The sequence below is a fragment of the Mojavia sp. genome (genome assembly GCF_059505145.1).
In genome coordinates this window covers 61,232-83,760 of sequence record NZ_JCACKA010000135.1, presented here as the reverse complement: position 1 = coordinate 83,760, position 22,529 = coordinate 61,232, and the positions used below count along the sequence as shown (strand labels likewise).

Here is a 22,529-nt window from a genome sequence, read left to right as displayed (position 1 = left end):
GAAGTTGAAAAAATAGACAATTAATCAACGTGAGTTCGACAGATCTAAAAAACCCCGCTTCCATTCCTCTCCCCCAAAGGGAGAGAGGCTTTGAAACCTGATTATTACCTTGCTTCTCCCTCGCCTTGTAGGAGAGGGAGGCTGGGAGAGAGAGGTTTGCCGAACTCACGTTAATCAAGTACTGATATCATGTCCGGCAAATCACCCTTAATGTCATTGCGAGTGGAACGAAGTCAAACGACGCAATCGCAATGTTTTTGGGATTGCTTCCCTACGGTCGCAATGACGGTTATTTGAATGGACATGATATGATGACACATCCAGAACTTCGCCAAAAAGCGATTTTACTCGAATTCATCAGGCTCAATCCTTTGCCTTAGAATCTTGGCTGTAACTTGCAACGCCTGCTATTTATTTAAAACCCAACTTCTTGGAAAGAACAAGCGATCGCCAACTCAGCGTGTTCTCGTAATGTATCTTTATCCAGAGTATGGACGAGATATTGGGGAGTTGCAGCCAGCAGTTTCTCGATTCTGCTTCTAGCTGCTGCTACTACTGATTCATCGAGGTTACCCTTACCAAGGGAATCGCCAAAATCTTCAGCAATCTGGTAGATACGTTCGATAGATGATGAGTTGATATTACGCGAGACAATAAACAGATCGCAGCCAGCCTGAAATGACCGCGCTACAGTTCCCTTCTGGATAAACATATCTGAGACCGCTTTCATATCCAAATCATCAGACACCACTATTCCCTGATAGCCTAATTCCTGGCGCAGTATGGTATTGAGGATAGGCTGAGAAAGAGTTGCAGGTACATCAGGATCTATTTTGGGAAACAGGATATGGGCTGTCATAATCAAAGGCACTTGTTCTTCAATTAGTGCTTTGAAGGGGATAAGTTCTCGATTTCGCAAGTCTTCTGTAGTCAAATTGAGGATTGGTAACTCAATATGAGAGTCCTTGCTGGTATCTCCATGACCAGGAAAATGCTTGCCACATCCTAAAACTCCTGACTCTTGAAGTCCGAAGTAATATTCACGGACACATTTGGCAACGGTTTCGGGAGTTATACCAAAAGCGCGAGGCCCAATAACGGGATTTTGGGGATTGGAATAAATATCTGCTACAGGTGCCCAAGATAAATTTATGCCCAGCGATTTGAGTTCAACTCCTGTAGCTCTTCCTACCTGACGCGATCGCGATTGCAACAGAAAGGCATGAGGAAATCGAGTAATTGGTAATGGTGTGCGGACAACCCGGCCTCCTTCATGATCCAAAGTAATAAACATGGAATCACGTTCAGCATATTGTCGTATCTGGTCAATCAACTCCCTAAAGGTTTGCAACCAAATCTCATAGGAAGTGCCATCTAGAAAGTTTTTAGCAAAAAATATCACCCCAACTGGTTGCAATTCACTAAGTACACGTTTATCGTCATCGCTTAATGTAGTTCCTGAAACACCGAGAATCAAATGATGCCCAAAGTTTTGTAGATGCTGTCCTACTGGCATAATATTTTACCTATTTTTATAAACTAAAAATTTAATACCGATTAATTTTTGATCTCAAAAGTATGGTAATTGTTACCAGATAATTATGCAATTAGTTATTAGTAATTAGATATGAGGAAACAGTGATACTTTTGGAAAAGAGTCAAATTATACATTGTTTCTTGCTGTTCTACGAGTATTGTTAATCTATTTACTTGCTAAAAAGTCACTACTATAGGACTCCTATTTGACTTTTGAACAATACTTAGTACACATCTATGCCTTTTTTCCTGTTACCTGCCCACGCAAGTAATTCGGGAATCAAATTGGATTGCTATATAGTAATTTTGTTGAGAATTTTTTCTACTTAAACAAGTAAATAATACTTTCTGATATTATTTTTAAATATTAGTTTTTTAATTTAAAATTTTTATAATTAATTTGTTTCTTACAATAAAAGATTGAAAATAAATGTAGAAGCACGCAAATCTAGCTAACCTTTTAAATCAAAATTGCATTAATGGGTATGTTTAAATATTTGTAGCGATCGCTTAAACCAAATACTTACTGTGGTAGTTGTGAATGCAACACAAAGCGCCGACTCTCTAACAGCATATTAGTTGGCAGAAAACAAAATTGCTGAATTCCTCAACCTGGAGAGAGAAGAGGTGAATTCTGGCTAGTGTAATTTGGCTGCGGAAACTGAGAATCTTGTAAATCATCAAACATCTGAGCTTGTAGGTATTTATTTTGGTATACCGGAAAAGCTGCCAATAGGAGTGCTAGTAGTGATTTTGCAGGTAATTTAGAAGTTTTTTCGTGAAGCGATCGCACATCGGCCGCTAAATGTAACAGATTGCAACGTATAATGAGAACGGCAAAACGATTAAGAAATATTGAAGAATAGTAGGGTTAAATGCGAGTAGCGATCGCGGGCGCTGGTCTAGCAGGACTTTCCTGCGCGAAATATCTCACAGACGCAGGTCATACTCCCATTGTCTTGGAGCGTCGGGACGTATTGGGTGGCCTTGTTGCGGCGTGGAAAGACTCTGACGGCGACTGGTACGAAACTGGGTTACACGCCTTCTTTGGGGCATATCCCAATATGCTCCAGTTGCTCAAAGAGTTGGGCATTGAAGACAGACTCCAGTGGAAAGAGCATACACTGATTTTTAATCAACCGGAGAAGCCAGGAACACTCTCACGTTTTGATGTTCCAGATATTCCATCTCCTTTCAACGTGATAGCGTCGATTCTTCGCAACAACGATATGTTGACTTGGGAGCAGAAGATTCGCTTCGCGATTGGCCTACTTCCAGCGATAGTTCGCGGCCAGAAGTATGTCGAGGAGATGGACAAGTACAGCTTCTTAGAGTGGTTGAAAAGGCAAGGTGTTGGTGAACGGGTAGCAAGTGACGTGTTTATTGCTGCTTCTAAGGCGCTTACTTTTATCAATCCTGATGAAGTTTCGTCAACAATTTTATTAACTGCACTAAATCGCTTTCTGCAAGAACGATATGGCTCCAAAATAGCCTTTTTAGATGGTTCTCCCACAGAACGGCTTTGCCAACCTATCGTAGATTACATCACCGAACGTGGTGGAGAAGTAAGACTCAACGCTCCCTTGAAAGAGATTTTGCTCAACCCGGATGGTACAGTAAAAGGGTTCTTGCTGCGTGGGTTAAATGAGGAACCAGATGAAGTTATTACAGCAGATTTTTACGTGTCAGCTATGTCAGTTGACCCGTTGAAAGTCATGTTGCCAGAACCTTGGAAGCAAATGGAGTTTTTCCAGAAGCTAGAAGGTTTAGAAGGCGTACCAGTAATTAACCTGCATTTATGGTTTGATCGGAAATTAACAGATATTGATCATTTGCTATTTTCGCGATCGCCCCTCCTCAGCGTTTATGCTGATATGAGCAATACTTGTCGTGGATATGCTGATCCTAATCGCTCAATGCTGGAACTAGTTCTGGCTCCAGCCAAAGATTGGATTAACAAATCCGACGAGGAAATCGTTGCTGCAACTATGACCGAGTTGGAAAAACTCTTCCCCGACCACTTTGGGGGAGACAATCCCGCAAAATTGCTGAAATCTCATGTGGTGAAAACGCCGCGTTCAGTTTACAAAGCGACCCCAGGTCGTCAACAGTATCGTCCGTCCCAAAAAACTCCCATAGCCAACTTTTTTCTCAGTGGGAGTTACACCATGCAACGCTACTTAGGCAGTATGGAAGGGGCCGTACTTTCTGGTAAGCTGACAGCGCAGGCGATTTGTGAATCACTGCCAGTGGCAAATGCCTCAAACCTGCAAACGCTAACCCGATCGCCTGCAACGAATGCTGCAACTGCCTGATTCCCCCCCGCGCATGAAAACGCTGGTCTCTGTGGACGAGTCCTATCAACTTTGTCGGCATCTCACACAAAAGTATGCCAAGACTTTTTATCTGGGCACTTTACTGATGAGTGCTGTAAAGCGTCGAGCTATTTGGGCAATTTATGCTTGGTGTCGCCGTACAGATGAATTAGTGGACGGCCCTGCTGCTGCTATTACCACACCAGAAACCCTAGACCTATGGGAGCAGCGCCTAGAATCAATTTTCGCAGGACGTCCAGTAGAAAATTTCGATGTGGCTTTAGTTGATGCCTTGCAACAGTTCCCGATAGACATTCAACCCTTTCGGGATATGATTGCCGGTCAGCGCATGGACTTATATCGCAGTCGCTACGAAACTTTTGAAGAGCTATACCTTTACTGTTATCGCGTCGCTGGCACTGTAGGCTTGATGTCAACAGCAGTTATGGGCGTGGATACCTCCAAAAACACAGCTCCCTGGCATCAGAAACAACAACCATATATTCCCACCGAAGAAGCGATCGCTCTGGGAATAGCCAATCAACTTACCAACATCCTGCGAGATGTGGGGGAGGATGCCCAGCGTGGACGCATCTACATTCCTCTAGAGGACTTGACGCGGTTCAATTACACTGAGCAAGACTTCTTCAAAGGTGTAGTAGACGATCGCTGGCAAGCACTAATGCGCTTTCAAATAGACCGAGCGCGCCAATTCTATACACAGGCAGAAAGGGGAATTACTTGCCTAGCAACTGATGCCCGTTGGCCTGTGTGGGCGGCTTCGATGCTGTATGGACAAATTTTGGATGTGATTGAACGCAACAATTATGATGTTTTCAGTCAGCGTGCCTATGTCCCTCAGTGGAAAAAAATACGCACATTGCCACTGGCTTGGATGCGATCGCAAGTACTATGAAGAGTCCTGAGTTAAAAGTGCTGAGTCCTGAGTTAAAAAACCGCGCCCACAAGGAGCGGGGCATATACCAGATGCTAAGACAGTGTTGAGTAAGGAGTAACGACGAGTACTGACCAAAAGATTCATTACTCTATTCACTCAGCACTCACTACTCAGCACTCACTACTCAGCTGACTAAAAAGTATTTGACTTTTCACAACATATCAGCTAATATTGTTATTCGTGACCCAGGAGAGGTGGCTGAGTGGTCGAAAGCGGCAGATTGCTAATCTGTTGTACGGCAGGCAACTCCGTACCGAGGGTTCGAATCCCTCCCTCTCCGTTTTTCAAAGCATTTAGCTAAGTGATGAATAATGGAAAGTAGATCTCATCACTGACGAAAACTAACCTTTTTACAATTGTTTCTACAATTGTGGATAAAGAATTTGTATACCCCTTTAAAAAATAGGTCTTTAGGTATAGGTATTAATATAGAGGCTTGTACATCTATATCTTCAGCAGGATGCTATTATTTATCCTTTGGAGTCTGTATAAGATCAACCTAACCTGAAAATCTAGTTTGAGTCTTACTTTCAGGCTCCTGAAGATTAGAGGAGCGAAAGTAATTTATGCAAAGAATTAGTACAGCCTTAGCCCTCAGTGTGGCTACCCTAGCAACAGGGGTCTTTTTAGGCGCTTGCAGTGATACTACTACAACCAATACCACAGGTAGCACTGGAGTTTCTGCGGCCCCAGCAGCAAACACAACTAGCAGTGCCAAGGGGTTAAAAATTGGTTCCCTACTTCCAACAACTGGCGACTTGGCTTCCATCGGACAGCAGATGGTGGGTTCAGTTCCCTTGCTCGTTGAGACAGTCAATGCCTGTGGCGGAGTCAATGGTGAACCAGTAACTTTAGTGCCAGTAGACGATCAAACCGATCCCAAAGCAGGTGCAGCTGGTATGACCAAACTGGCAACTCTGGATAAGGTTGCTGGTGTAGTAGGTTCCTTTGCTAGCAGTGTTTCTACTGCCGCCGTCTCAGTAGCCACACCTAATAAAGTAATGCTGGTTTCCCCTGGTAGCACCAGCCCTGTATTTACCGAAAAAGCCCAAAAAGGTGACTTTAATGGCTTTTGGGCCCGTACTGCTCCCCCCGATACCTACCAAGCACTAGCTTTAGCCCAACTTGCTAATAAAAAAGGATTTAAGCGAGTTTCTACAGTTGTAATTAATAACGACTATGGCGTTGGTTTTGAAAAAGCATTTGTACAAACTTTTGAAAAATTGGGTGGAACTGTAGTTAATAAAAACAGACCTGTCCGCTACGACCCCAAAGCTCAGACATTTGACACCGAAGCCGCTGCTGCTTTTGCTGGTAAACCAGATGCAGTACTGGCGGTGCTATATGCCGAGACTGGCAGTTTGTTCCTCAAAGCTGCCTATCAACAAGGCTTAACTAAGGGAGTGCAAATTCTACTTACCGATGGCGTGAAAGCACCTACTTTTCCTGAGCAAGTTGGCAAAGGTAGCGACGGCAAATATATTTTAACCGGAGCGATCGGTACAGTCCCTGGTTCTGATGGTAAGGCTTTAGAAGGTTTCAATAAGCTGTGGAAAGAGAAAAAGGGCGGTTCACCTGGTGAATATGCACCTCAAGCTTGGGACGCAGCTGCACTGCTGGTATTAGCTGCACAAGCCGCTAAGGAAAATACAGGCGTTGGCATTGCCAACAAAATTCGTGAAGTTTCCAGTGGGACTGGTACAGAAGTTACCGATGTCTGTGAGGGGTTGAAGTTACTTAAAGAAGGTAAAAAAATTAACTACCAAGGAGCCAGCGGTAACGTAGACGTTGACGCAAATGGCGATGTTGTGGGTGTCTACGATGTCTGGACGGTAGGAGAAGATGGACAAATCAAGGTGATTGACAAAGTTAGCCCCAAGTAGGGACTAAGGGCTGGGGCTGGGGATTGGGGACTGGGAGACACGGGGACAAGGAGAGAAATTGTTACTTAGCACTCAGCACTTCATTACTCCGCACTTAGCTCCCCAGCCTATAACCTTTAAGTTTTTAGAAGCCAGTGAAGTTGTAACCGACTCCTACCAACAAACCAATATCGGTATTGTTAAAGAATCCGGCATTTACAGCAGCTGTAGCCGTAAATTGAGAATTGAGAGGGAAATCGACACCACCAGATACTAAAAAGGCTGCTTCAGAGTTATCGCCAGTTTTAAAGGCTGCACCTACTCCTACATAAGGCGCAATCGGTAACGGTTCGCTAAATGGATCTGCTACCTGTTGGAAAGAGAAGTCATAGGTAAGGGGAACTAAAATTACGGTGTTGTCTCCCAGTATTGCTGATGGCCGCACTGATAAAGCATTTGTTATCCCCACTTTGCTGATGATCGCAAAGTTCCCGTCAGCTAAACCTGAGTCACTACCACTCAAACCAATGTTGGCAGCAAGGCCAAGATAGCTTCTGCCACCACGGGTAGTTCTACCTAAATCAATATCCGCTTGCGCCACTTCGGGTGCAGATGGTTGTGAAGTAGGTTGTTGTGATGTAGCTTCTGAGTATTGGGAATCAAATGCCACAGATGAGGTTGCTACTGTACCTGGAATAGGTGTAACTATTCGACTAGCAGTTTCCTGGTGAGCAGCGTTAGGGAACTGCTTCTCTAGTGTCGAATATTGATTTATTCCACCAGGAAGGTTTTGGCTGGTAGCCTCTACTTCAGTACTTAATTGATTGGGAGACACTACAGTTGCAGAAGTTTCGCTGATCTGCTGATTGCTTGAGGTATCTACTGTTTGGGCAACAGCGGAGAAGCCATTACCTAGAACTGCTAGAGTTGCTAAAGTTGGCAGACAAAAAACTGCTTTACGAAGAAAAATAGTATTCACATTCACTCCTAACAGAAAATTACCACACATAGATAAACGATTTTTTGTGTTGAGCAAGAAATCTTGGCAACACTCAACCATTTTTTAGCACGAAAAAATTAATTCTCACATCCTGTAATTGACGGAGTTCCTTAAGATTCCACACCAAAAATCTATACAAAATATCCTGAAGTTGATGGATGGCAATAATTTCAAAAAATAGCGTTATATTACTTGGTAATAATAAAAAGCCTCTATATCTAACGTAGCCTGAGTAGTCGCGCAAAAACAAAGCCCTGGCTTCAGCCTAGATAAATATCGCTTTTTAACGCTGATGTTTTGAATTTAGGGAACTAACTGATTTCTGCAAGCCTCAGGAGAAAATATAACTTCAGTTAGCGTTAGAGGCTACCAACTGCTTCAGTAACTAGCTTTGAAATCAAGGGCAAAATATCCCTATTTTTAGCATTTGCTTTGCCTTCAGTAAATACCACTAAAAGGTAGGGATGTTGATCTGGTATTTCAATGTATGCTGCATCATGGCGCACTTGACTTGTCCAACCTGCTTTTGACCAAAGTTGGGCATTTTGGGGAAGTCCACCGCCCAAAAAGCCTGTTACCTGATCTTCTTCTACATCAGTGGGCAAATCATCAGGGTTGAGGCTACGTTTGAGCAAAGCCATCATTTGTTGCGATCGCCCACTCGAAACTGCCACCCCACCAACAATACTATGTAATAATCTAGCGATCGCATTGGTCGTCAGCATATTGCGATTGTCTAGCATTTCCCCATAAAACGCCCTCTCCCTACCATAAGGGCCATCACCCCAAGCCTTTTGACAGGCGTTAATCGTCTCCATTTCTTCCCAGCCTAAAGACTGATAATAGCGGTTAACAATATGGCGTTGAAACTTCCAGGTTTCAAATGGCCCTGGCGGTAACTCTGGCCCTGAGGTGGTTCCACTGAGAACATCCATAACCAAGCTAGTAGCATCATTGCTGGAGTCCACAATCATATCGCGTATGGCTCTCTCCAACTCCTTAGAAGTTTGAGTCATGCCTTTTTCTAGCCATTCGTGGATTGCCACTAGATAAAATAATTTCACTACACTCGCAGGATAAATCCGCTCAACACCACGATAAGTAAAACCACGGACAGCATGGTTCCAAAAAGCATTGGGAGTTAAAGCACCACCAGTATTTACTAGTACAGGCGGATCGTAGACAATCCAAGTCAGAGCAATTTGATTACGGGCTAAGGTAGGAAATTCTGCCCAAGTTGCCTTTAATATGTCTGATCCAAGTTTTTCGAGTTGTTCGTCTTTGTGAAAGAAAATCATTGTTAGTTATTAACCTTGCAGAATGGTCTCTAATCTAAAATCCCCAATTCAAAATCTCCAAGCGGCTGAGTACGATTGCCTCGCTGACCTCAACATATATGATTCTGCTGAATGTACGCGCTTGGCAACTCAAGCCTCAGTTGGGCGACATCTACGGGTAACATCAAATTATCAGGATGCGGCTGTTGAGGTGTATTTGTGTGAAGATGATTACCCTGGTTGGTTATCCCTTGCTGATGTGAGTTTATTACAAAGAGCTACTTTACCTTATCGAGCTGCAATATTTTCTGAATCTGAAATTAAAAAACTGCTACCGAAGGTAATCGCCTTCACGCACAAAGCGATGCAACAATCTAACTATTATCTTTGGGGTGGTACGGTCGGGCCAAATTACGACTGTTCTGGATTGATGCAAGCTGCGTTTGTCTCGGTGGGTATTTGGTTACCTAGAGATGCCTATCAACAGGAAGCTTTTACTCAACCAATTGCGTTCCCGTTTCGGGTTGCCGAAGGCATCGCGCAATTAGAACCTGGAGATCTAATATTTTTTGGAACTCCCCAAAAAGCAACTCACGTAGGTTTGCATTTGGGAGATGGTTACTATATCCATAGTTCTGGAAAAGATAAAGGACGAAACGGTATTGGAATTGACCGCCTCACGGAACAGGGAGATGAGGTTAGTCGGTCATATTATCAGCAACTGCGCGGTGCTGGCAGAGTTGTGAAGAGTTACGAACCACAGAGACGCTGAGGATGCGGAGGAATATGAGGAGTGGGCTGGTTCCTGAAAAAACGGCTGGGGAAAATGGGGCAATTGTATCAACTGTCCTAGATATTTCAGTGGTAGTACCGGTGCGTGATGAAGTGGAAAGTTTGCCGCTGTTGCTGGAGGCGATCGCTTCTACTATTAGCGCCAGTCAGCTGAGTTACGAAATTATTTGTGTGGATGACGGTTCAACTGATGGTTCTGCCGAATTTCTCAAGCAACAAGCACAAACCCGCAGTGATTTAAAAGCGGTGATTCTGCGGCGTAACTACGGCCAAACTGCGGCAATGTCAGCCGGGTTTAACCATGCTTTAGGTAAAGCGATCGTCACTTTAGATGCTGACTTACAAAATGACCCTGCTGATATACCCATATTATTGGCAAAACTGGAGGAAGGTTACGATTTGGTCAGTGGTTGGCGACATAAACGGCAAGATGCAGCACTGTCGCGGTTACTTCCTTCTAAAATTGCCAACTGGCTGATTGGCAACATCACTGGTGTGAAATTACATGACTATGGCTGTTCCCTAAAAGCCTATCGTGCAGAAGTGTTGGCCGATATGAATTTATATGGGGAACTGCATCGATTTTTACCTGCCCTAGCTTATATCGAAGGAGCAAGAATTACAGAAATACCCGTGCGTCACCATCCCCGGCGCTTTGGCCGAAGTAAGTATGGGTTATCGCGGACTTTCCGGGTAATGATGGATTTGTTAACCATTTCCTTTATGAAAAAGTTCCTCACACGCCCAATGCACGTTTTTGGGCTTTTGGGCTTATTTTCAATGGTTACAGGGACAATCATCGGAATTTACTTAACTTTTGTCAAATTAGTTTTAGGCGAGATGATTGGCAATCGCCCATTGCTGATTTTAGCGGTTCTGCTATTGGTAACCGGGGTGCAGCTATTTTCCTTTGGCCTTTTGGCAGAGTTATTGATGCGTACCTACCATGAATCCCAAGGAAGACCCATCTATCGAGTGCGGGAGGTGGTAGCTAAAAGTGTTAACTAACGTAACAATAGGAATAAAACACATTAGTCTTCAATTGCATCAGCCTTGAAAGTCCTTCACTTCTTTGGTTCCCAACTACGACGTAACCTGCTGGCGTTATTCACAGCAGGTTTATTATTCTGGTCTAGTTTAGGTTCTCTATTACCAACGCTACCGCTCTACATGGAAGAGTTGGGTGCAACCAACCAACAAATTGGAATTGTGCTAGGCAGTTTTGCAATTGGTATGTTGCTATTTCGTTCTTTATTTGGGCGGTTGGCAGATAACCGAGGACGTAAAATTGTCTTGCTGATCGGGATGCTGGTCAATGCGATCGCACCGCTTGGTTACTTAGTAGCCAAATCAATTCCTGAGTTAATCGTGCTGCGTGCCTTTCATGGTATCAGTATCGCTGCTTTTACCACAGGTTATTTAGCACTGGTAGCAGACTTGGCCCCAGAAAAAAATCGTGGTGAAATCATTGGCTATATGAGTTTGGTAACTCCGATTGGTGCAGCCATTGGGCCAGCATTAGGAGGATATTTACAAGCTGCGACTGGTTACACGCTGTTATTTTTGTTAGCTGCGGGATTGGCTGGGGTCGGTTTATTGTGTCTTGTCCCGATTGTCAATCCACCAATCCAAAAGCAGCACCGAGTTAACAGTAACGATCGCAAATTTTGGCAACTGTTATTTAGTCCGAGAGTGAGAGTTCTAGCAACAGTCATGTTACTGATTGGCTTGGTTTTTGGGACTTTGCACACCTTTGTGCCTTTATTTATCAAATCTGCTCAGGTAAATTTAAACCCAGGCTTGTTTTATACAGTTGGCGCACTTGCTAGTTTTAGCGTCCGATTTTTCAGTGGTAAAGCTAGCGATCGCTACGGTCGAGGTTTGTTTATTACCCTCAGCCTCGTGATTTATGCTGTATCCATGATTTTGCTATGGAAAGCTAACAGCGCGAATATTTTCTTAATAGCAGGATTTTTGGAGGGGGCTGGTTCTGGTATCCTGATGCCGATGGTTTCTACAGTGGTTGCGGATCGGGCACTGCCGCAAGAAAGGGGACGAGTATTTTCTATCTGTATTATGGGTTTAGATGTAGGAATTGTGATCGCTGGCCCTGTTCTGGGTTCTGTAGCTGAACAAGTCGGCTACCGTAATATGTTTGCTTACTGCGCTGGTTTAACTGTTCTGGCACTGCTGATTTTCCTGACTCAGTGCAGCAGAAACCTGTCAGATTCTCTGCGTTTTGCTCTTGGCCGTGGGCGAGATGCTTATGCCCTAAATAAATCTTGATATTGAGAGATACAATTATTTATATCTCTCAATATTCTTCATTAACGGGCGAGGAGGGATTCGAACCCCCGACACCGTGGTCCGTAGCCACGTGCTCTAGTCCACTGAGCTACACGCCCTTACAAGAAAATTATATTAACACGTTATCTCAAAATGATGCAAGACAATTTTCAATCTAATTCTGCCAACTTAACTCATCTAGATCGGCAAGGACAGGCCCAAATGGTGGATGTGTCTGAGAAAGCCGCCACGATTCGCCAAGCTGTAGCCGCCGCACAGGTGCGAATGCTACCAGAAACCTTCGCTGCTATTCAAGCCGGAAATGCCCCAAAAGGTGATGTGTTAGGAACTGCTAGAATAGCTGGGATTATGGCAGCTAAACAGACAGCTTCTTTAATTCCTCTATGTCATCCCCTACCATTGCAAAAAGTTGAAGTCGAGGTAATACCCGAACCGCAACTACCCGGCTATCAAATTCAGGCCACCGTCAAAACCAAAGCCGAAACTGGTGTAGAGATGGAAGTCTTAACCGCCGTTTCTATTGCGGCTCTTACTCTTTACGATATGGCAAAAGCTTTGGAAAAGTCGATTCAAATTGAATCGATTCGGTTAATTAGTAAAACTGGCGGGAAATCAGGAGATTATTCCCCGCCTGAACTATAGCCTACTCAAGCTCGCCTATGGCTTCGCTGAGCTCGGTTGGGCTTTCAAATTCTTCATCTTCGGGTAATTGCTCTAAGATTGATAGCACTTCCTCATCAGCGCCTTGCTCTTGAGCGTGTTGAATCAATTCTTCTGTGGTAGCGGGATAGTCAACACCTTTCAAGTATTTTTGTACTGAAATTGGGTTAGCTTTAGCCATTTTATCCACCTCCAAAGTTCATTTCGATTTTCACAAGTGGATTTCTTGAATCCCTCGATCAAACAGAGGAAACATTTTTAACTTATAAATATTTAGAGTCAGCCAATCGATTGATGTAACAATTTTTATATTAGATACTTTCTAATAATCAAAAATTCATTTTCAAAATCTATTTTTAACAACCTTTGTAATTTATTTACTATTAAATAATGGCAGAAACCAATTTATAGATCAGCAATAGTTTGTTAACTAACAATATTAAAATAATCTGGAATTTTAAGTTTTAAGTAAAACTAATCAGTTACTCAATGTTATAGTATCTGATTTAAATACTGTCACAACTGTCACAGATAAAAAGATTTAAAAAAGACGAGATTTATTAGACCACACTGATAACTGTGAATTGGGATTAAGGCCATGTCCTCTCTATATAGTGATGGATTTGGAGCAGGACGCGTATATAAATTTACTGGTGCAATTCCTATGAATCTGTTGCGATCGCCAATTTATCAAGCATGGGAGCGATCGCACCTTCAAGGAGCGAACCCCTGCGCGCTACAAGCCGAAAAACTATCAAGTTTAGATGCAGAGCGTTTTGTAGAGCAAGATAGTCATCTGATCAATGCTGTTCAGTGTCAAGGAAAATTTATTTGCCGTATTGTCTGGACTAATAGTAACTACAGCCCTAACAATCTTAGAATAATTAAGTGTGTTGAAATTTGTAACAAATATTTATGCCTCCTCGTTGGCCTACCAAACCCGATCGCAAAGACCCAGCTTACCGCAAGATAGATGACCGAATGAATTTTGCCTTGCACGTGGCGATCGCAGCTACGATTAATTCTGGGCTGTGGTTTTTCCATAATCTGAAAGCAGCTACCTGGGAGTGGCTGCCTTGGTTGACAGTAAGCTGGATAGTATTACTGTTGGTGCATTTTATTTATATTGCCGCGATCGCCAATTACTCCGAGACGCCACCCGAATCCACCTGAAGAGGGACTACTAATGCTGGGGCGATTGTAACCTGGGGCTGTAGAGTTAGCCTAGCTAATTGAGCCATAATGTTAAATAGCCTGAGAGTTCGCGCTCTTTGTTGATATAGGGTTATTTTTATGGCTAAGACTAACACCACAGAATTACTGGAAGCCCTAGCAGCTGAAATAGGCGAAAACGTCTATATAGACATTGCTAAGTGGCATCTTTATTTATCTGATGCCAAGCTGCATACAGTCGTTGCTGAAAAAGTTTATCCTTTGATAAGTTCTAATGGTGTAACTGAAGACCGAGTTATAGAACTTTTGGAATCTATTCCAGTAAAGATTGGTGGTGGGAGAAAAGAACTTCCTTTAATCGATTTACTACCTCTGCAATGTCAGGTTAATCTGGTAGATATTTTAGAGAAATATCAAAGCCAAATTTAATTTCTCCACTTTAAAGTATTCAAAATTGCTTTTTGGGCGATGTTCTTTTAGGAGGTCAATAACATGACCACGTATCAGTTTCATGATGAATATACTCTAGCGGAAACAGCAGAACAACTGGGTAAAAAAGCTTTAAAGTTGGGTTTAATACCAAGTTTTGTAGTGCGTTATTTTTCTGATAGCAGACAATACTACATTCCGAACGAAAATGAATCAGAACCGCTGACACCAGAAGAAGCATATATGCGGTTTAAAAAATTAGTTCAACAATCTGGTAAGTAAGGATTACTTTGTTGGATGGAGAATTTAAGTAATGGTTGATAGTTAACGCTAAAAATTGGGTATTTACCAAAACTAAGGTGCTTCAACCATTTGTATTAATTCAAGCTTAGGCGAGATTATCTTCACCTCGTTTCAAATTTCCATGTAAACTTACGGAGGTTAACTTTATGCTTTTACAACTCAAAGATAGTGATGATTTAGTAAAAATTATCGATGTTCAGGAACTAATTGATCCCAATATCGACGTTGTTCACGGAAAAGAACAAGAAGGTCAAGAAGAACAAGAATCTGATACATTTAAAAAAGAAAATCTGGTATTTCCTTCTGGAGAGAAGCTACCACGTTGTTGGTTAGATGCCAACTACAGAAACTCTTAACTTTAGAGTTTTTCAAATTAGATAAGGAGTAATTCAATTTCTCCAATTACCCCTTACAAATTTCCTCGAACATATTTACCTATGTGTTCGAGGGTTGTATTTATATATAACTAAGCACTAGTTGATGATGCAGAATTTTCTGCTACCTTCGCTGTTTCATCTTGCTGAAAGTTGGGGAAAAATATCTTAGTGATCCAGTAAGTCAAGATGTGAGACAAAACTCCCAACGGCCCAGCAAATAAACATAGGGCAAGGGAATGAATTGTCCAAATACCTGTTTTCTGCCCTTCCCAATATATCCAACGACCTACAAACAAATCCATTACCAAAAAATGAATCCAACCAGTTGCAGCAGCTTTTTCATCTGCAAAAAATCGTGCAATATCTGCTAACTGGGGATTTGATAAAGCTTGGGCATTTTCTGGGGTAATGCTGTTAATGAACAAATACAAATATGCCCCAGCTAAAAGCACAAAGGGTAGATAGGATTCCATTACCCGCCTTGTTACTTTCCAATTTGGCAGGAGAATCATCAAAGCCCAAAAGGGCAAAACAAAAAGATTGGCAGCATTAAACAGTTGACTAAGAGTCATAGTGAAATTATGAATGATAAATATTATCATTCATAATTTACTCATAAAGCTACCAGTTGTGATTCTATTTCCGCGGTTTTCAAATCACGACCAATAAAAACTAAACGGGTTAGCTTTGCTTCTTCTGGTTGCCAGGGGCGATCATAAAATTTATCAAATCGGTTTCCTACACCTTGCATTACTAGGCGCATGGGTTTATTTGGTACGACTACAAAGCCTTTAATTCGATAAATCTCTTGTTGGTTTGCCAGTATTTGCAACTGTTGTTGCAGTTTTTCTGGGTCAAAGGCACGGTCTAAAATGAGGTGAGTTGAGGTAATCTCTTCGTCGTGGTCGTGGTCTTCTTCGGTATCATGATGGCTAGGACGACTATCTAAGTTATCTTCAACTGCGGCTTGAAATCCCAGTAATATAGATGGGTCAAGTTGACCGCGATCGCTCTCGACAATCTTCACAACTCTGGGCAACTCTTGCTTAACTAACTCCTCAACTTGGGCTTTTGTCTTGGCATCCACCAAGTCAGTTTTATTCAACACCACCAAGTCTGCACAAGCAAGTTGGTCTTCAAAAAGTTCTTGTAAGGGTGTTTCGTGTTCTAGGCTATCATCTGCTTGCCGCTGCGCTGCGATCGCTTCTAGATCGCTGGCAAATGTCCCCGCTGCTACCGCTGCACAATCTACAACGGTAATCACAGCATCCACGGTTGCACCAGCACGAATTTCCTGCCAGCGAAAAGCTTTTACTAGGGGTTTTGGTAAGGCTAAACCCGAAGTTTCAATCACAATGCAATCGATGCTGTCCCGCCGCTTCAGTAACTCTTGCATTGTGGGGAAAAATTCTTCCTGCACCGTGCAGCATAAGCAACCGTTTGTCAACTCAAAAATATTACCCCCGCTATCGCCATCTTCGGGACAAATTTGACAAGATTTCAGCAATTCGCCATCAATACCAAGTTCACCAAATTCATTAACTAAAACCGCAATCCGGCGGCCTTGGTTGTTTTGTAGCAGGTGGCGAATTAGGCTGGTTTTACCACTGCCTAAGAAGCCTGTGATTACTGTGACAGGAATTTTTGTAGCCATTGTTTAATCGAGATTTTGCACTAAGGCAATTGTTTGTAACTCTATAATCAATTTATGATATTGCCGCAACTGGTTTCGCTAAAACTTTGAAATAGCACGCAATAGAAGCTCTTAACAAGCTGCAACAGTAGGGGCAACTTCCTTGCGATCGCCTCATTTTACTCAGGAGACCCCAGGGAAATTGCCCCTAAAATTGACAAAAAATTAACTTACAATAATTTACTCGACGGTAGCGAGTTCAGTGCTACCACGTGTACGCCGCCGTGTGAGGGTGTTGTACAGCATTACACCGATCGCTTTGATCAAATTACCTTCTAATTCTTGGAACATCTTCATGTTCATGCCAAAAGCAGCGTTAGCTTCATCAACTATGCGATCGGCTGTAGCTTCATCAATAGGCAATTCATCCAAAGCTTGACGATATTTAGCTTTAAATTCCTTCTCGTCGGTAATCTCTGCAAATTCATAGAAGGCTGTACCTTGACCTTCTGAAAGGTTCATCGCCGTTACAGCAATGTTTTTGAGAATTTGTCCTCCAGATAAATCGCCTAAGTAACGGGTGTAAGAATGTGCAATTAATAACTCTGGTTCGGTTGCAGATAATTCTCGGATGCGCTGCACATAAGCTTCCCCAGCAGGAGATAGTTGAACTTGCTCCCGCCAGTTGAAACCATAGTAGTAACTCAAGTCTTCTTCTAAGGTATGCTTGCGGTTCAGCTGAGGAAAGTTAATTTTGGCAAGAATTGGATGGTTACGGTGCTTTTCCATCTCCTCTTCCATAGCTGAGTAGATGAAGTAGAAGTTACCAACTAGCTTTCGGTAGGAGCTTTTTTCTACTACCCCTTTTAAAAAGCACTTGACAAAACCGACGTTCTCTGCCATTGTGTGAGCTTTTTTAGTGCCTACACGCAATTTGCTTGCTAAATTGCTACTCATGCTAAATTTCTCTACTTTAAAAGGTCAACTGCCGCAGTTTTGATTTACTAACGGCTAAAAAAGGCCATTAAAACGTTACATTAGAACTATTTGATGAGAATTTATATTAAAAATTTTTAAGCTCTTACGGGTTGTAATTTTTGACATGGCAAAACGCCTAAGAATATAAAATCTCTGTAACCTAAATTTGGATTTTTATTTGCATTAGCTAATTTGCGATTAGATGATTATTTTTGACCAAATAACTCATTAATTTGCTAAAAAAGCTAAAATTAATGACTTTTTATAGTTTATTCATTCTCGGACACATTGTAAAGTGCTATTAGTTATCCGTTAGCATCAAACGAAGTCATAAACATCTTCATGGATAGCGATATTTGCAAAGACGATTTCTGACTTTTGAGAAAATGCCAAACTTAGACAATCTTTACAATTAACTACAAATATTTATAAGTAATTTTACGCAAAAACAGTCTTCTTAGAATCAATGCCTGCCTTGAAAAACAAGTTTATAGTGAAGTTGGTGGGTAGAAATAAACGTAAAAAACCCTTAATAACTGTCAATGAAAAGCGAAGAGCAGGTATATCTACTGGCAAATCTCACGCTGATGTTTATCTACACTTAGTTACTTCACCAATTAGAACTATTGAGTCAAAATTGTTGAACAAAGTGTAAAGTGCTATTGTCCTGTGTGACTGTGTGGAGTGTTTAAAATTATGGTTTCATCTATAACTCGTACTCAAGACGGCGTTCATGGAAGTTCTGCTTCCGCATCTGATGGATCGAGAGAAAATATCACAAGCAATTTTGCCCTCAACTTAATATCATTGCCAACAACTCCTCTGTTTGGTACAGATGGCATTCGTGGACGAGTAGGAGAATTGCTAAGTGCGCCTTTAGCATTACAGATAGGCTTTTGGGCGGGTATTGTGTTGCGTACCCATGCTTCTAATTCAGGGCCGATCATTCTCGGACAAGACTCTAGAAATTCCAGCGATATGCTGGCAATGGCATTGAGTGCAGGGTTAACAGCAGCGGGAATTGAAGTTTGGTATTTGGGTTTATGCCCGACTCCCTGTGTCGCTTATCTTACTAGCATTAGTGATGCCATCGGCGGAGTCATGATTTCTGCCAGCCATAACCCACCAGAGGACAATGGAATTAAAATTTTTGGTGCGGATGGTGCTAAGTTATCACCAGCCTTGCAAGCAGAAATTGAGGCAGGGCTACGCGGCAATCGGTCAGTAGTTGCCAGTGTGGGTAATTGTGGACGGCATTATTTGCGAAATGAGTTAGTCAAGCATTATGGCGACTCTTTGAAACAACCATTGCACAGCGCAATCAATTTTCAGGGAATGAAGATTGTTTTGGACTTAGCATGGGGAGCAGCAGTAGGATTAGCCCCATCAGTATTTACAGATATGGGGGCAGAGGTCATTTGTTTGCATAATGAAGCAGATGGCGAGCGCATCAATGTCAATTGTGGTTCCACACACTTAGAAATTCTGCAAGCAGCAGTTAAGCAGCACCATGCTGACGTTGGTTTTGCCTTTGATGGCGATGCTGACCGGGTGTTAGCTGTAGACAATACAGGTAGACCAGTCGATGGCGATTACATTCTCTACCTTTGGGGACGGCATTTACAGCAAAAGCAACAACTACCAGATAATCTGATAGTTTCCACTGTTATGGCCAACTTAGGCTTTGAAAAGGCTTGGAAACAGCTTGGTGGTAATTTGATTCGCACAGCAGTAGGTGACCAGTATGTGCAAGCAGAAATGCTGCGTCATGGAGGAATGCTAGGCGGTGAACAATCTGGTCACATTCTTTGCCGTCATTATGGTATTACAGGAGATGGCTTGTTAACAGCCTTACACATAACAGCTTTGATCAAAGAAGCTGGTGTTTCCCTCAACGAAATGGTAGACCAAAGCTTTCAGACATATCCCCAATTGTTGCGGAATGTACGAGTAGTAGATCGCGATCGCCGTTTGGGGTGGAAAGATTGTGAACCTGTACAAAAAGCGATCGCCCTGGCCGAAGCAGCAATGAATGATTCTGGCAGAATTTTAGTCCGCGTCTCTGGCACAGAACCAGTAATCAGGGTTATGGTGGAAGCGGCCAACGCTGAACTTGCCAACTACTGGACACATGAACTAGTTTCACAAGTCCAACAACACTTAGGATAAAGAGTGCTGAAGTGCTGAGTGGATCTACTCACAACTCAGCGCTGATAACTCAAATTCATGCCCAAACCCAAGCGAAAATCCAAACAATCAAAAAAGCGATCGCAAAGCGAAAAACCTACCCTTAGCGTTAAAGAACGGTTAGCCCAAAAGCGCAAAGCAACCCTAGCACGCAAAGAATTTATTAGCTTACTAACCACCGCCACCTTTGGCGGTGTCTTCTTTGGCATTATTCTTTTTTTCGTGGGTGGAATTAAGGCAGCAATTCCAGGTGTCTTAGCAATTCTTATTTTTTCTCTATCGTACAAATATCCCCGCCAAGCCCTTGTTGCCTTCATGATTTACATTCCTTTGGGAGGTACAATCACTTACTACATCGGTAATAGTCCTATACTGCAATTAGCTAAAGACGCTTTTTATGTCCCAGCCTTGATTGGACTTTGGCAAACTTGCCGTAAACAGGGGCTACCCTTCATTATTCCCAAAGAGATTAAAACTCCACTGTTTATTTTATTGGGCTTGTGTTTGCTAACGCTGCTGTTTGTTAACGGAGGGCAGCAGTTCAACCCGCCTAAGGTAGGATTGCTGGAAAAACCACCAAATGAATTTCCCATAGGCATGGGTATTCTGGGGCTGAAAGTATTTTTAGGCTATGTACCCTTAATAGGTTGTGCTTATTATCTAATTCGCAATAAGAGCGATTTTCTTTTTTTATCACGCTTACAGGTTGTCCTGACACTTATCTGCTGTGTCTTAGGATTTATTCAATATCTATTGCTGCTAACCGGTGTATGCCAAGGTACTAGAGGTTTAGAGGGAGATGCTTTATTTAGAGCAACATTGGAGGCCCGATGTTATTTTGGTGGCTCGCTGCTATATAGTCCAGAAGAAGGTGTTATTCGTTTACCAGGAACTTTTGTAGCTCCTTGGCAATGGGCATGGTTCTTAATTTCCAGCACCTTTTTTACTTTTGGTACTGGCTTCACTGATCCATCAATTATTTGGCGGTTGATCAGTTTAGCTTCTTTAGCGTCAGTTTTTATTAATGCTGTAATTTCTGGGCAGAGAATTGCCTTAGCTTTAGTACCAGCTTGCTTTGTAATTTTGCTATTTGTTACTGGTCAAATTGCCAACCTCAAACGGTTCATTCCCATCGGTATAGGACTTGCTGTAATTCTCGGAATTGCGATGGTAACAAACCCTACTGTCGTGCAAGAAAGGATGGAGAGTTTTACGGGGCGTTGGGAAGCTTCACCGCCCGAAGAGTTTATTATCCAGCAATTTGAGGAGAATTGGAAAAATGTCGATGGGCCTTTAGGAAGTGGCTTAGGTCGAGCTACTAACTCTGCCCGTGCGATGGGTTCAACCAAACTGGTAGAAACCTACTATCCCAAAGTATTGTATGAAGTTGGAATTCTTGGAGTACTGGGTTTTCTGGCTTTGGTCACCGTCCTTATAAAAGCAGCCTTCAAAGCCTATCGCTCAGTGAAAAACCGTAATTTCCGCAGTTACGGATCTGCTTTGTGGGTGTTTATATTGTTTATTAGCTACAACACTTACTACTATCCTCTGGATGTCGATCCAGTTGCTGCCTACTATTGGTTTTTTGCAGGAGTTATTTTTAAATTGCCAGTACTAGATAAACAAGAGAAGCAAGAAGCTGGTCTGACGCAACAAACTAAGAAAAAAGGCTCAAAAATATAAATTTAACCAATTTTACATTATCTGATTTCCCAAACAGCAAATATTTTTTATATAAGAAATTATGAGTATTTTACCTTCAATTTCCGTAGTGATCCCGACCTATGGACGGGAGGAAGCATTGCGGGATAGCCTTGTAGATTTATTGAACCAAGATTATCCGAATTTTGAAGTTTTAGTAGTTGATCAAACCCCAAAACACCAACCAGAAATTCAAGCTTATTTGGAGGAATTAGCAACAGCAAAGAAGATTAAATGGTTTCGCTTAAATTGGGCTAGTTTACCAGGGGCGCGTAATTATGGTGTGCGTCGAGCAGATGGGGAAATCATTTTATTTATTGATGATGATGTTAAAATAACTCCTGAATTTGTATCAGCCCATGCAAAAAACTATTTGTACAATCCTGAGATAGGAGCTGTTGCTGGACGAGTATTTGACAGAATGAAATTAGGTGATTCTGGAGGATATTTAGAAATTGAATATCTTCCTCCCCAAGCAATGAACCCAGGAATTGCTTGGTATCACATTGATTTAGTGCATACTATCAAACCACAGCAAGTGCTAACAGCTAGGGGTTGTAATATGTCCTTTCGCCGTGAAATTTTTACCAAGTATGGGTTGAGATTTGATGAACGATTTGGTGGTAGTGCGGTGCGCGAAGAATCAGATTTTTGTTTGCGGCTGCGGCAGACGGGATATAAGATTTGGTATGACCCAGATGCTTATTTAGTGCATTTAGGTGAAGAGACAGGAGGTTGCCATGATATTAGTATGCGATCACTAGAATATCAAATTACCTTTTACCACAATCATTTCTTAATGGCATTAAAAAACCTCACTGCTACCCAAGCTTTACAGCTATATGCCCGTTTATTCGACTGTCACGTTTTGGGAAGACCACCTTGCCATAAAAGCGGTTCTCCTCTCAAAATTCTGACTCGCGGCTTTTTCTACAGCTTGGGTTTTCTCAAAGCTTTGGGGACTGTCATTCAATCTAGATGGAATGATGGTCAAATTTATAGCCGTTTAGATGAGCAATTTTAAAGCTTAAATGCCAATAC

Annotated in this window: 24 protein-coding genes and 2 tRNA genes; 17 read left to right on the top strand and 9 right to left on the bottom strand. The window is 42.3% G+C overall.

From position 1 onward, the window contains the following. The first annotated feature begins 251 nt into the window (after positions 1-251). A complete protein-coding gene (locus AC5JL8_RS35960) occupies positions 252-380 on the top strand; it encodes a hypothetical protein (protein ID WP_495884470.1) in 129 nt (42 codons plus the stop codon). Positions 381-415: 35 nt separating this feature from the next. Here AC5JL8_RS35960 and nagZ read toward each other — a convergent pair whose 3' ends face one another. Both nagZ and AC5JL8_RS35950 read right to left on the bottom strand, forming a co-directional pair. Next, positions 416-1,516, bottom strand: coding sequence for a beta-N-acetylhexosaminidase (gene nagZ, locus AC5JL8_RS35955; protein WP_495884469.1), 1,101 nt, complete (start codon positions 1,514-1,516; stop codon positions 416-418). A 627-nt stretch (positions 1,517-2,143) separates the two neighbouring features. Next, positions 2,144-2,329 carry a hypothetical protein gene (locus tag AC5JL8_RS35950; protein ID WP_495884468.1) on the bottom strand — a complete coding sequence of 62 codons (186 nt, stop codon included), beginning with the start codon at positions 2,327-2,329 and terminating at the stop codon, positions 2,144-2,146. Positions 2,330-2,411: 82 nt separating this feature from the next. On the opposite strand from AC5JL8_RS35950, the gene pds reads away from it, so the two are divergent. The 4 genes from pds (at position 2,412) to AC5JL8_RS35930 (ending at position 6,692) form a co-directional block, all read left to right on the top strand. After that, on the top strand, positions 2,412-3,851 hold the full coding sequence (pds, locus tag AC5JL8_RS35945) for a 15-cis-phytoene desaturase (protein ID WP_495884467.1): 1,440 nt from the start codon (positions 2,412-2,414) through the stop codon (positions 3,849-3,851). Continuing rightward, positions 3,835-4,767: a 15-cis-phytoene synthase CrtB gene (gene crtB, locus AC5JL8_RS35940; protein WP_495884466.1), complete on the top strand. Its 933-nt coding sequence runs from the start codon at positions 3,835-3,837 to the stop codon at positions 4,765-4,767. Before pds ends, crtB begins: the two co-directional genes overlap by 17 nt. A 230-nt stretch (positions 4,768-4,997) precedes the next feature. After that, positions 4,998-5,089, top strand: a tRNA-Ser gene (locus AC5JL8_RS35935). A 286-nt stretch (positions 5,090-5,375) separates the two neighbouring features. Further along, positions 5,376-6,692, top strand: a complete 1,317-nt coding sequence (locus AC5JL8_RS35930) for an ABC transporter substrate-binding protein (protein ID WP_495884465.1) — start codon at positions 5,376-5,378, stop codon at positions 6,690-6,692. 124 nt (positions 6,693-6,816) lie between these two features. Here AC5JL8_RS35930 and AC5JL8_RS35925 read toward each other — a convergent pair whose 3' ends face one another. Both AC5JL8_RS35925 and AC5JL8_RS35920 read right to left on the bottom strand, forming a co-directional pair. Then, the gene (locus AC5JL8_RS35925; protein ID WP_495884464.1) at positions 6,817-7,650 is read right to left on the bottom strand and encodes a hypothetical protein; all 834 of its coding nucleotides are present in this window, start codon (positions 7,648-7,650) and stop codon (positions 6,817-6,819) included. 380 nt (positions 7,651-8,030) lie between these two features. Then, positions 8,031-8,969: a serine hydrolase gene (locus AC5JL8_RS35920; RefSeq protein WP_495884463.1), complete on the bottom strand. Its 939-nt coding sequence runs from the start codon at positions 8,967-8,969 to the stop codon at positions 8,031-8,033. 22 nt (positions 8,970-8,991) lie between these two features. Here AC5JL8_RS35920 and AC5JL8_RS35915 point away from each other — a divergent pair, with 22 nt between their 5' ends. Genes AC5JL8_RS35915 through AC5JL8_RS35905 form a run of 3 tightly spaced genes read left to right on the top strand, consistent with a single transcriptional unit; the run spans position 8,992 to position 12,026 of the window. Next, the gene (locus tag AC5JL8_RS35915) at positions 8,992-9,720 is read left to right on the top strand and encodes a C40 family peptidase (RefSeq protein ID WP_495884462.1); all 729 of its coding nucleotides are present in this window, start codon (positions 8,992-8,994) and stop codon (positions 9,718-9,720) included. Between the two features lie 14 nt (positions 9,721-9,734). Further along, positions 9,735-10,748 carry a glycosyltransferase family 2 protein gene (locus AC5JL8_RS35910; protein WP_495884461.1) on the top strand — a complete coding sequence of 338 codons (1,014 nt, stop codon included), beginning with the start codon at positions 9,735-9,737 and terminating at the stop codon, positions 10,746-10,748. 45 nt (positions 10,749-10,793) lie between these two features. After that, entirely contained in the window at positions 10,794-12,026 is a 1,233-nt protein-coding gene (locus AC5JL8_RS35905; protein ID WP_495884460.1) for an MFS transporter, read from the top strand. Between the two features lie 45 nt (positions 12,027-12,071). Here AC5JL8_RS35905 and AC5JL8_RS35900 read toward each other — a convergent pair. Further along, positions 12,072-12,145, bottom strand: a tRNA-Arg gene (locus AC5JL8_RS35900). A gap of 34 nt (positions 12,146-12,179) precedes the next feature. Between AC5JL8_RS35900 and moaC the strand changes: the two genes are divergently transcribed. Next, positions 12,180-12,689, top strand: coding sequence for a cyclic pyranopterin monophosphate synthase MoaC (gene moaC, locus AC5JL8_RS35895; protein WP_495884459.1), 510 nt, complete (start codon positions 12,180-12,182; stop codon positions 12,687-12,689). Between the two features lies 1 nt (position 12,690). Here moaC and AC5JL8_RS35890 read toward each other — a convergent pair whose 3' ends face one another. Further along, positions 12,691-12,888, bottom strand: coding sequence for a DUF2795 domain-containing protein (locus AC5JL8_RS35890; protein WP_495884458.1), 198 nt, complete (start codon positions 12,886-12,888; stop codon positions 12,691-12,693). 417 nt (positions 12,889-13,305) lie between these two features. Between AC5JL8_RS35890 and AC5JL8_RS35885 the strand changes: the two genes are divergently transcribed. The 5 genes from AC5JL8_RS35885 (at position 13,306) to AC5JL8_RS35865 (ending at position 14,968) form a co-directional block, all read left to right on the top strand. Further along, a complete protein-coding gene (locus AC5JL8_RS35885) occupies positions 13,306-13,680 on the top strand; it encodes a hypothetical protein (RefSeq protein ID WP_495884457.1) in 375 nt (124 codons plus the stop codon). Next, positions 13,623-13,880 (top strand): hypothetical protein, encoded by a 258-nt coding sequence (locus AC5JL8_RS35880; protein WP_495884456.1) that lies wholly within the window; start codon positions 13,623-13,625, stop codon positions 13,878-13,880. The genes AC5JL8_RS35885 and AC5JL8_RS35880 overlap by 58 nt, the downstream gene beginning before the upstream one ends. 120 nt (positions 13,881-14,000) lie before the next feature. Further along, positions 14,001-14,309, top strand: a complete 309-nt coding sequence (locus AC5JL8_RS35875; RefSeq protein WP_495884455.1) for a DUF3181 family protein — start codon at positions 14,001-14,003, stop codon at positions 14,307-14,309. A gap of 63 nt (positions 14,310-14,372) precedes the next feature. Next, positions 14,373-14,591, top strand: a complete 219-nt coding sequence (locus AC5JL8_RS35870) for a hypothetical protein (protein ID WP_495884454.1) — start codon at positions 14,373-14,375, stop codon at positions 14,589-14,591. 167 nt (positions 14,592-14,758) lie between these two features. After that, positions 14,759-14,968: an acetyltransferase gene (locus AC5JL8_RS35865; RefSeq protein WP_495884453.1), complete on the top strand. Its 210-nt coding sequence runs from the start codon at positions 14,759-14,761 to the stop codon at positions 14,966-14,968. A 110-nt stretch (positions 14,969-15,078) separates the two neighbouring features. On the opposite strand, the gene AC5JL8_RS35860 is transcribed toward AC5JL8_RS35865, so the two are convergent. From AC5JL8_RS35860 to AC5JL8_RS35850, 3 genes are all read right to left on the bottom strand, one after another. Then, positions 15,079-15,561, bottom strand: a complete 483-nt coding sequence (locus AC5JL8_RS35860; RefSeq protein WP_495884452.1) for an ABA4-like family protein — start codon at positions 15,559-15,561, stop codon at positions 15,079-15,081. A gap of 41 nt (positions 15,562-15,602) precedes the next feature. After that, entirely contained in the window at positions 15,603-16,643 is a 1,041-nt protein-coding gene (gene cobW, locus AC5JL8_RS35855; RefSeq protein WP_495884451.1) for a cobalamin biosynthesis protein CobW, read from the bottom strand. A 219-nt stretch (positions 16,644-16,862) separates the two neighbouring features. Then, positions 16,863-17,579 carry a biliverdin-producing heme oxygenase gene (locus AC5JL8_RS35850; RefSeq protein WP_495884450.1) on the bottom strand — a complete coding sequence of 239 codons (717 nt, stop codon included), beginning with the start codon at positions 17,577-17,579 and terminating at the stop codon, positions 16,863-16,865. A 717-nt stretch (positions 17,580-18,296) separates the two neighbouring features. On the opposite strand from AC5JL8_RS35850, the gene glmM reads away from it, so the two are divergent. The 3 genes from glmM to hpsN all read left to right on the top strand — a co-directional run bounded on the left by glmM (position 18,297) and on the right by hpsN (position 22,512). Further along, the gene (gene glmM, locus AC5JL8_RS35845; protein ID WP_495884449.1) at positions 18,297-19,769 is read left to right on the top strand and encodes a phosphoglucosamine mutase; all 1,473 of its coding nucleotides are present in this window, start codon (positions 18,297-18,299) and stop codon (positions 19,767-19,769) included. Between the two features lie 57 nt (positions 19,770-19,826). After that, positions 19,827-21,470, top strand: coding sequence for a hormogonium polysaccharide biosynthesis protein HpsL (hpsL, locus tag AC5JL8_RS35840; protein WP_495884448.1), 1,644 nt, complete (start codon positions 19,827-19,829; stop codon positions 21,468-21,470). A 61-nt stretch (positions 21,471-21,531) separates the two neighbouring features. Further along, the gene (hpsN, locus tag AC5JL8_RS35835) at positions 21,532-22,512 is read left to right on the top strand and encodes a hormogonium polysaccharide biosynthesis glycosyltransferase HpsN (RefSeq protein WP_495884447.1); all 981 of its coding nucleotides are present in this window, start codon (positions 21,532-21,534) and stop codon (positions 22,510-22,512) included. Positions 22,513-22,529 lie beyond the last annotated feature (17 nt).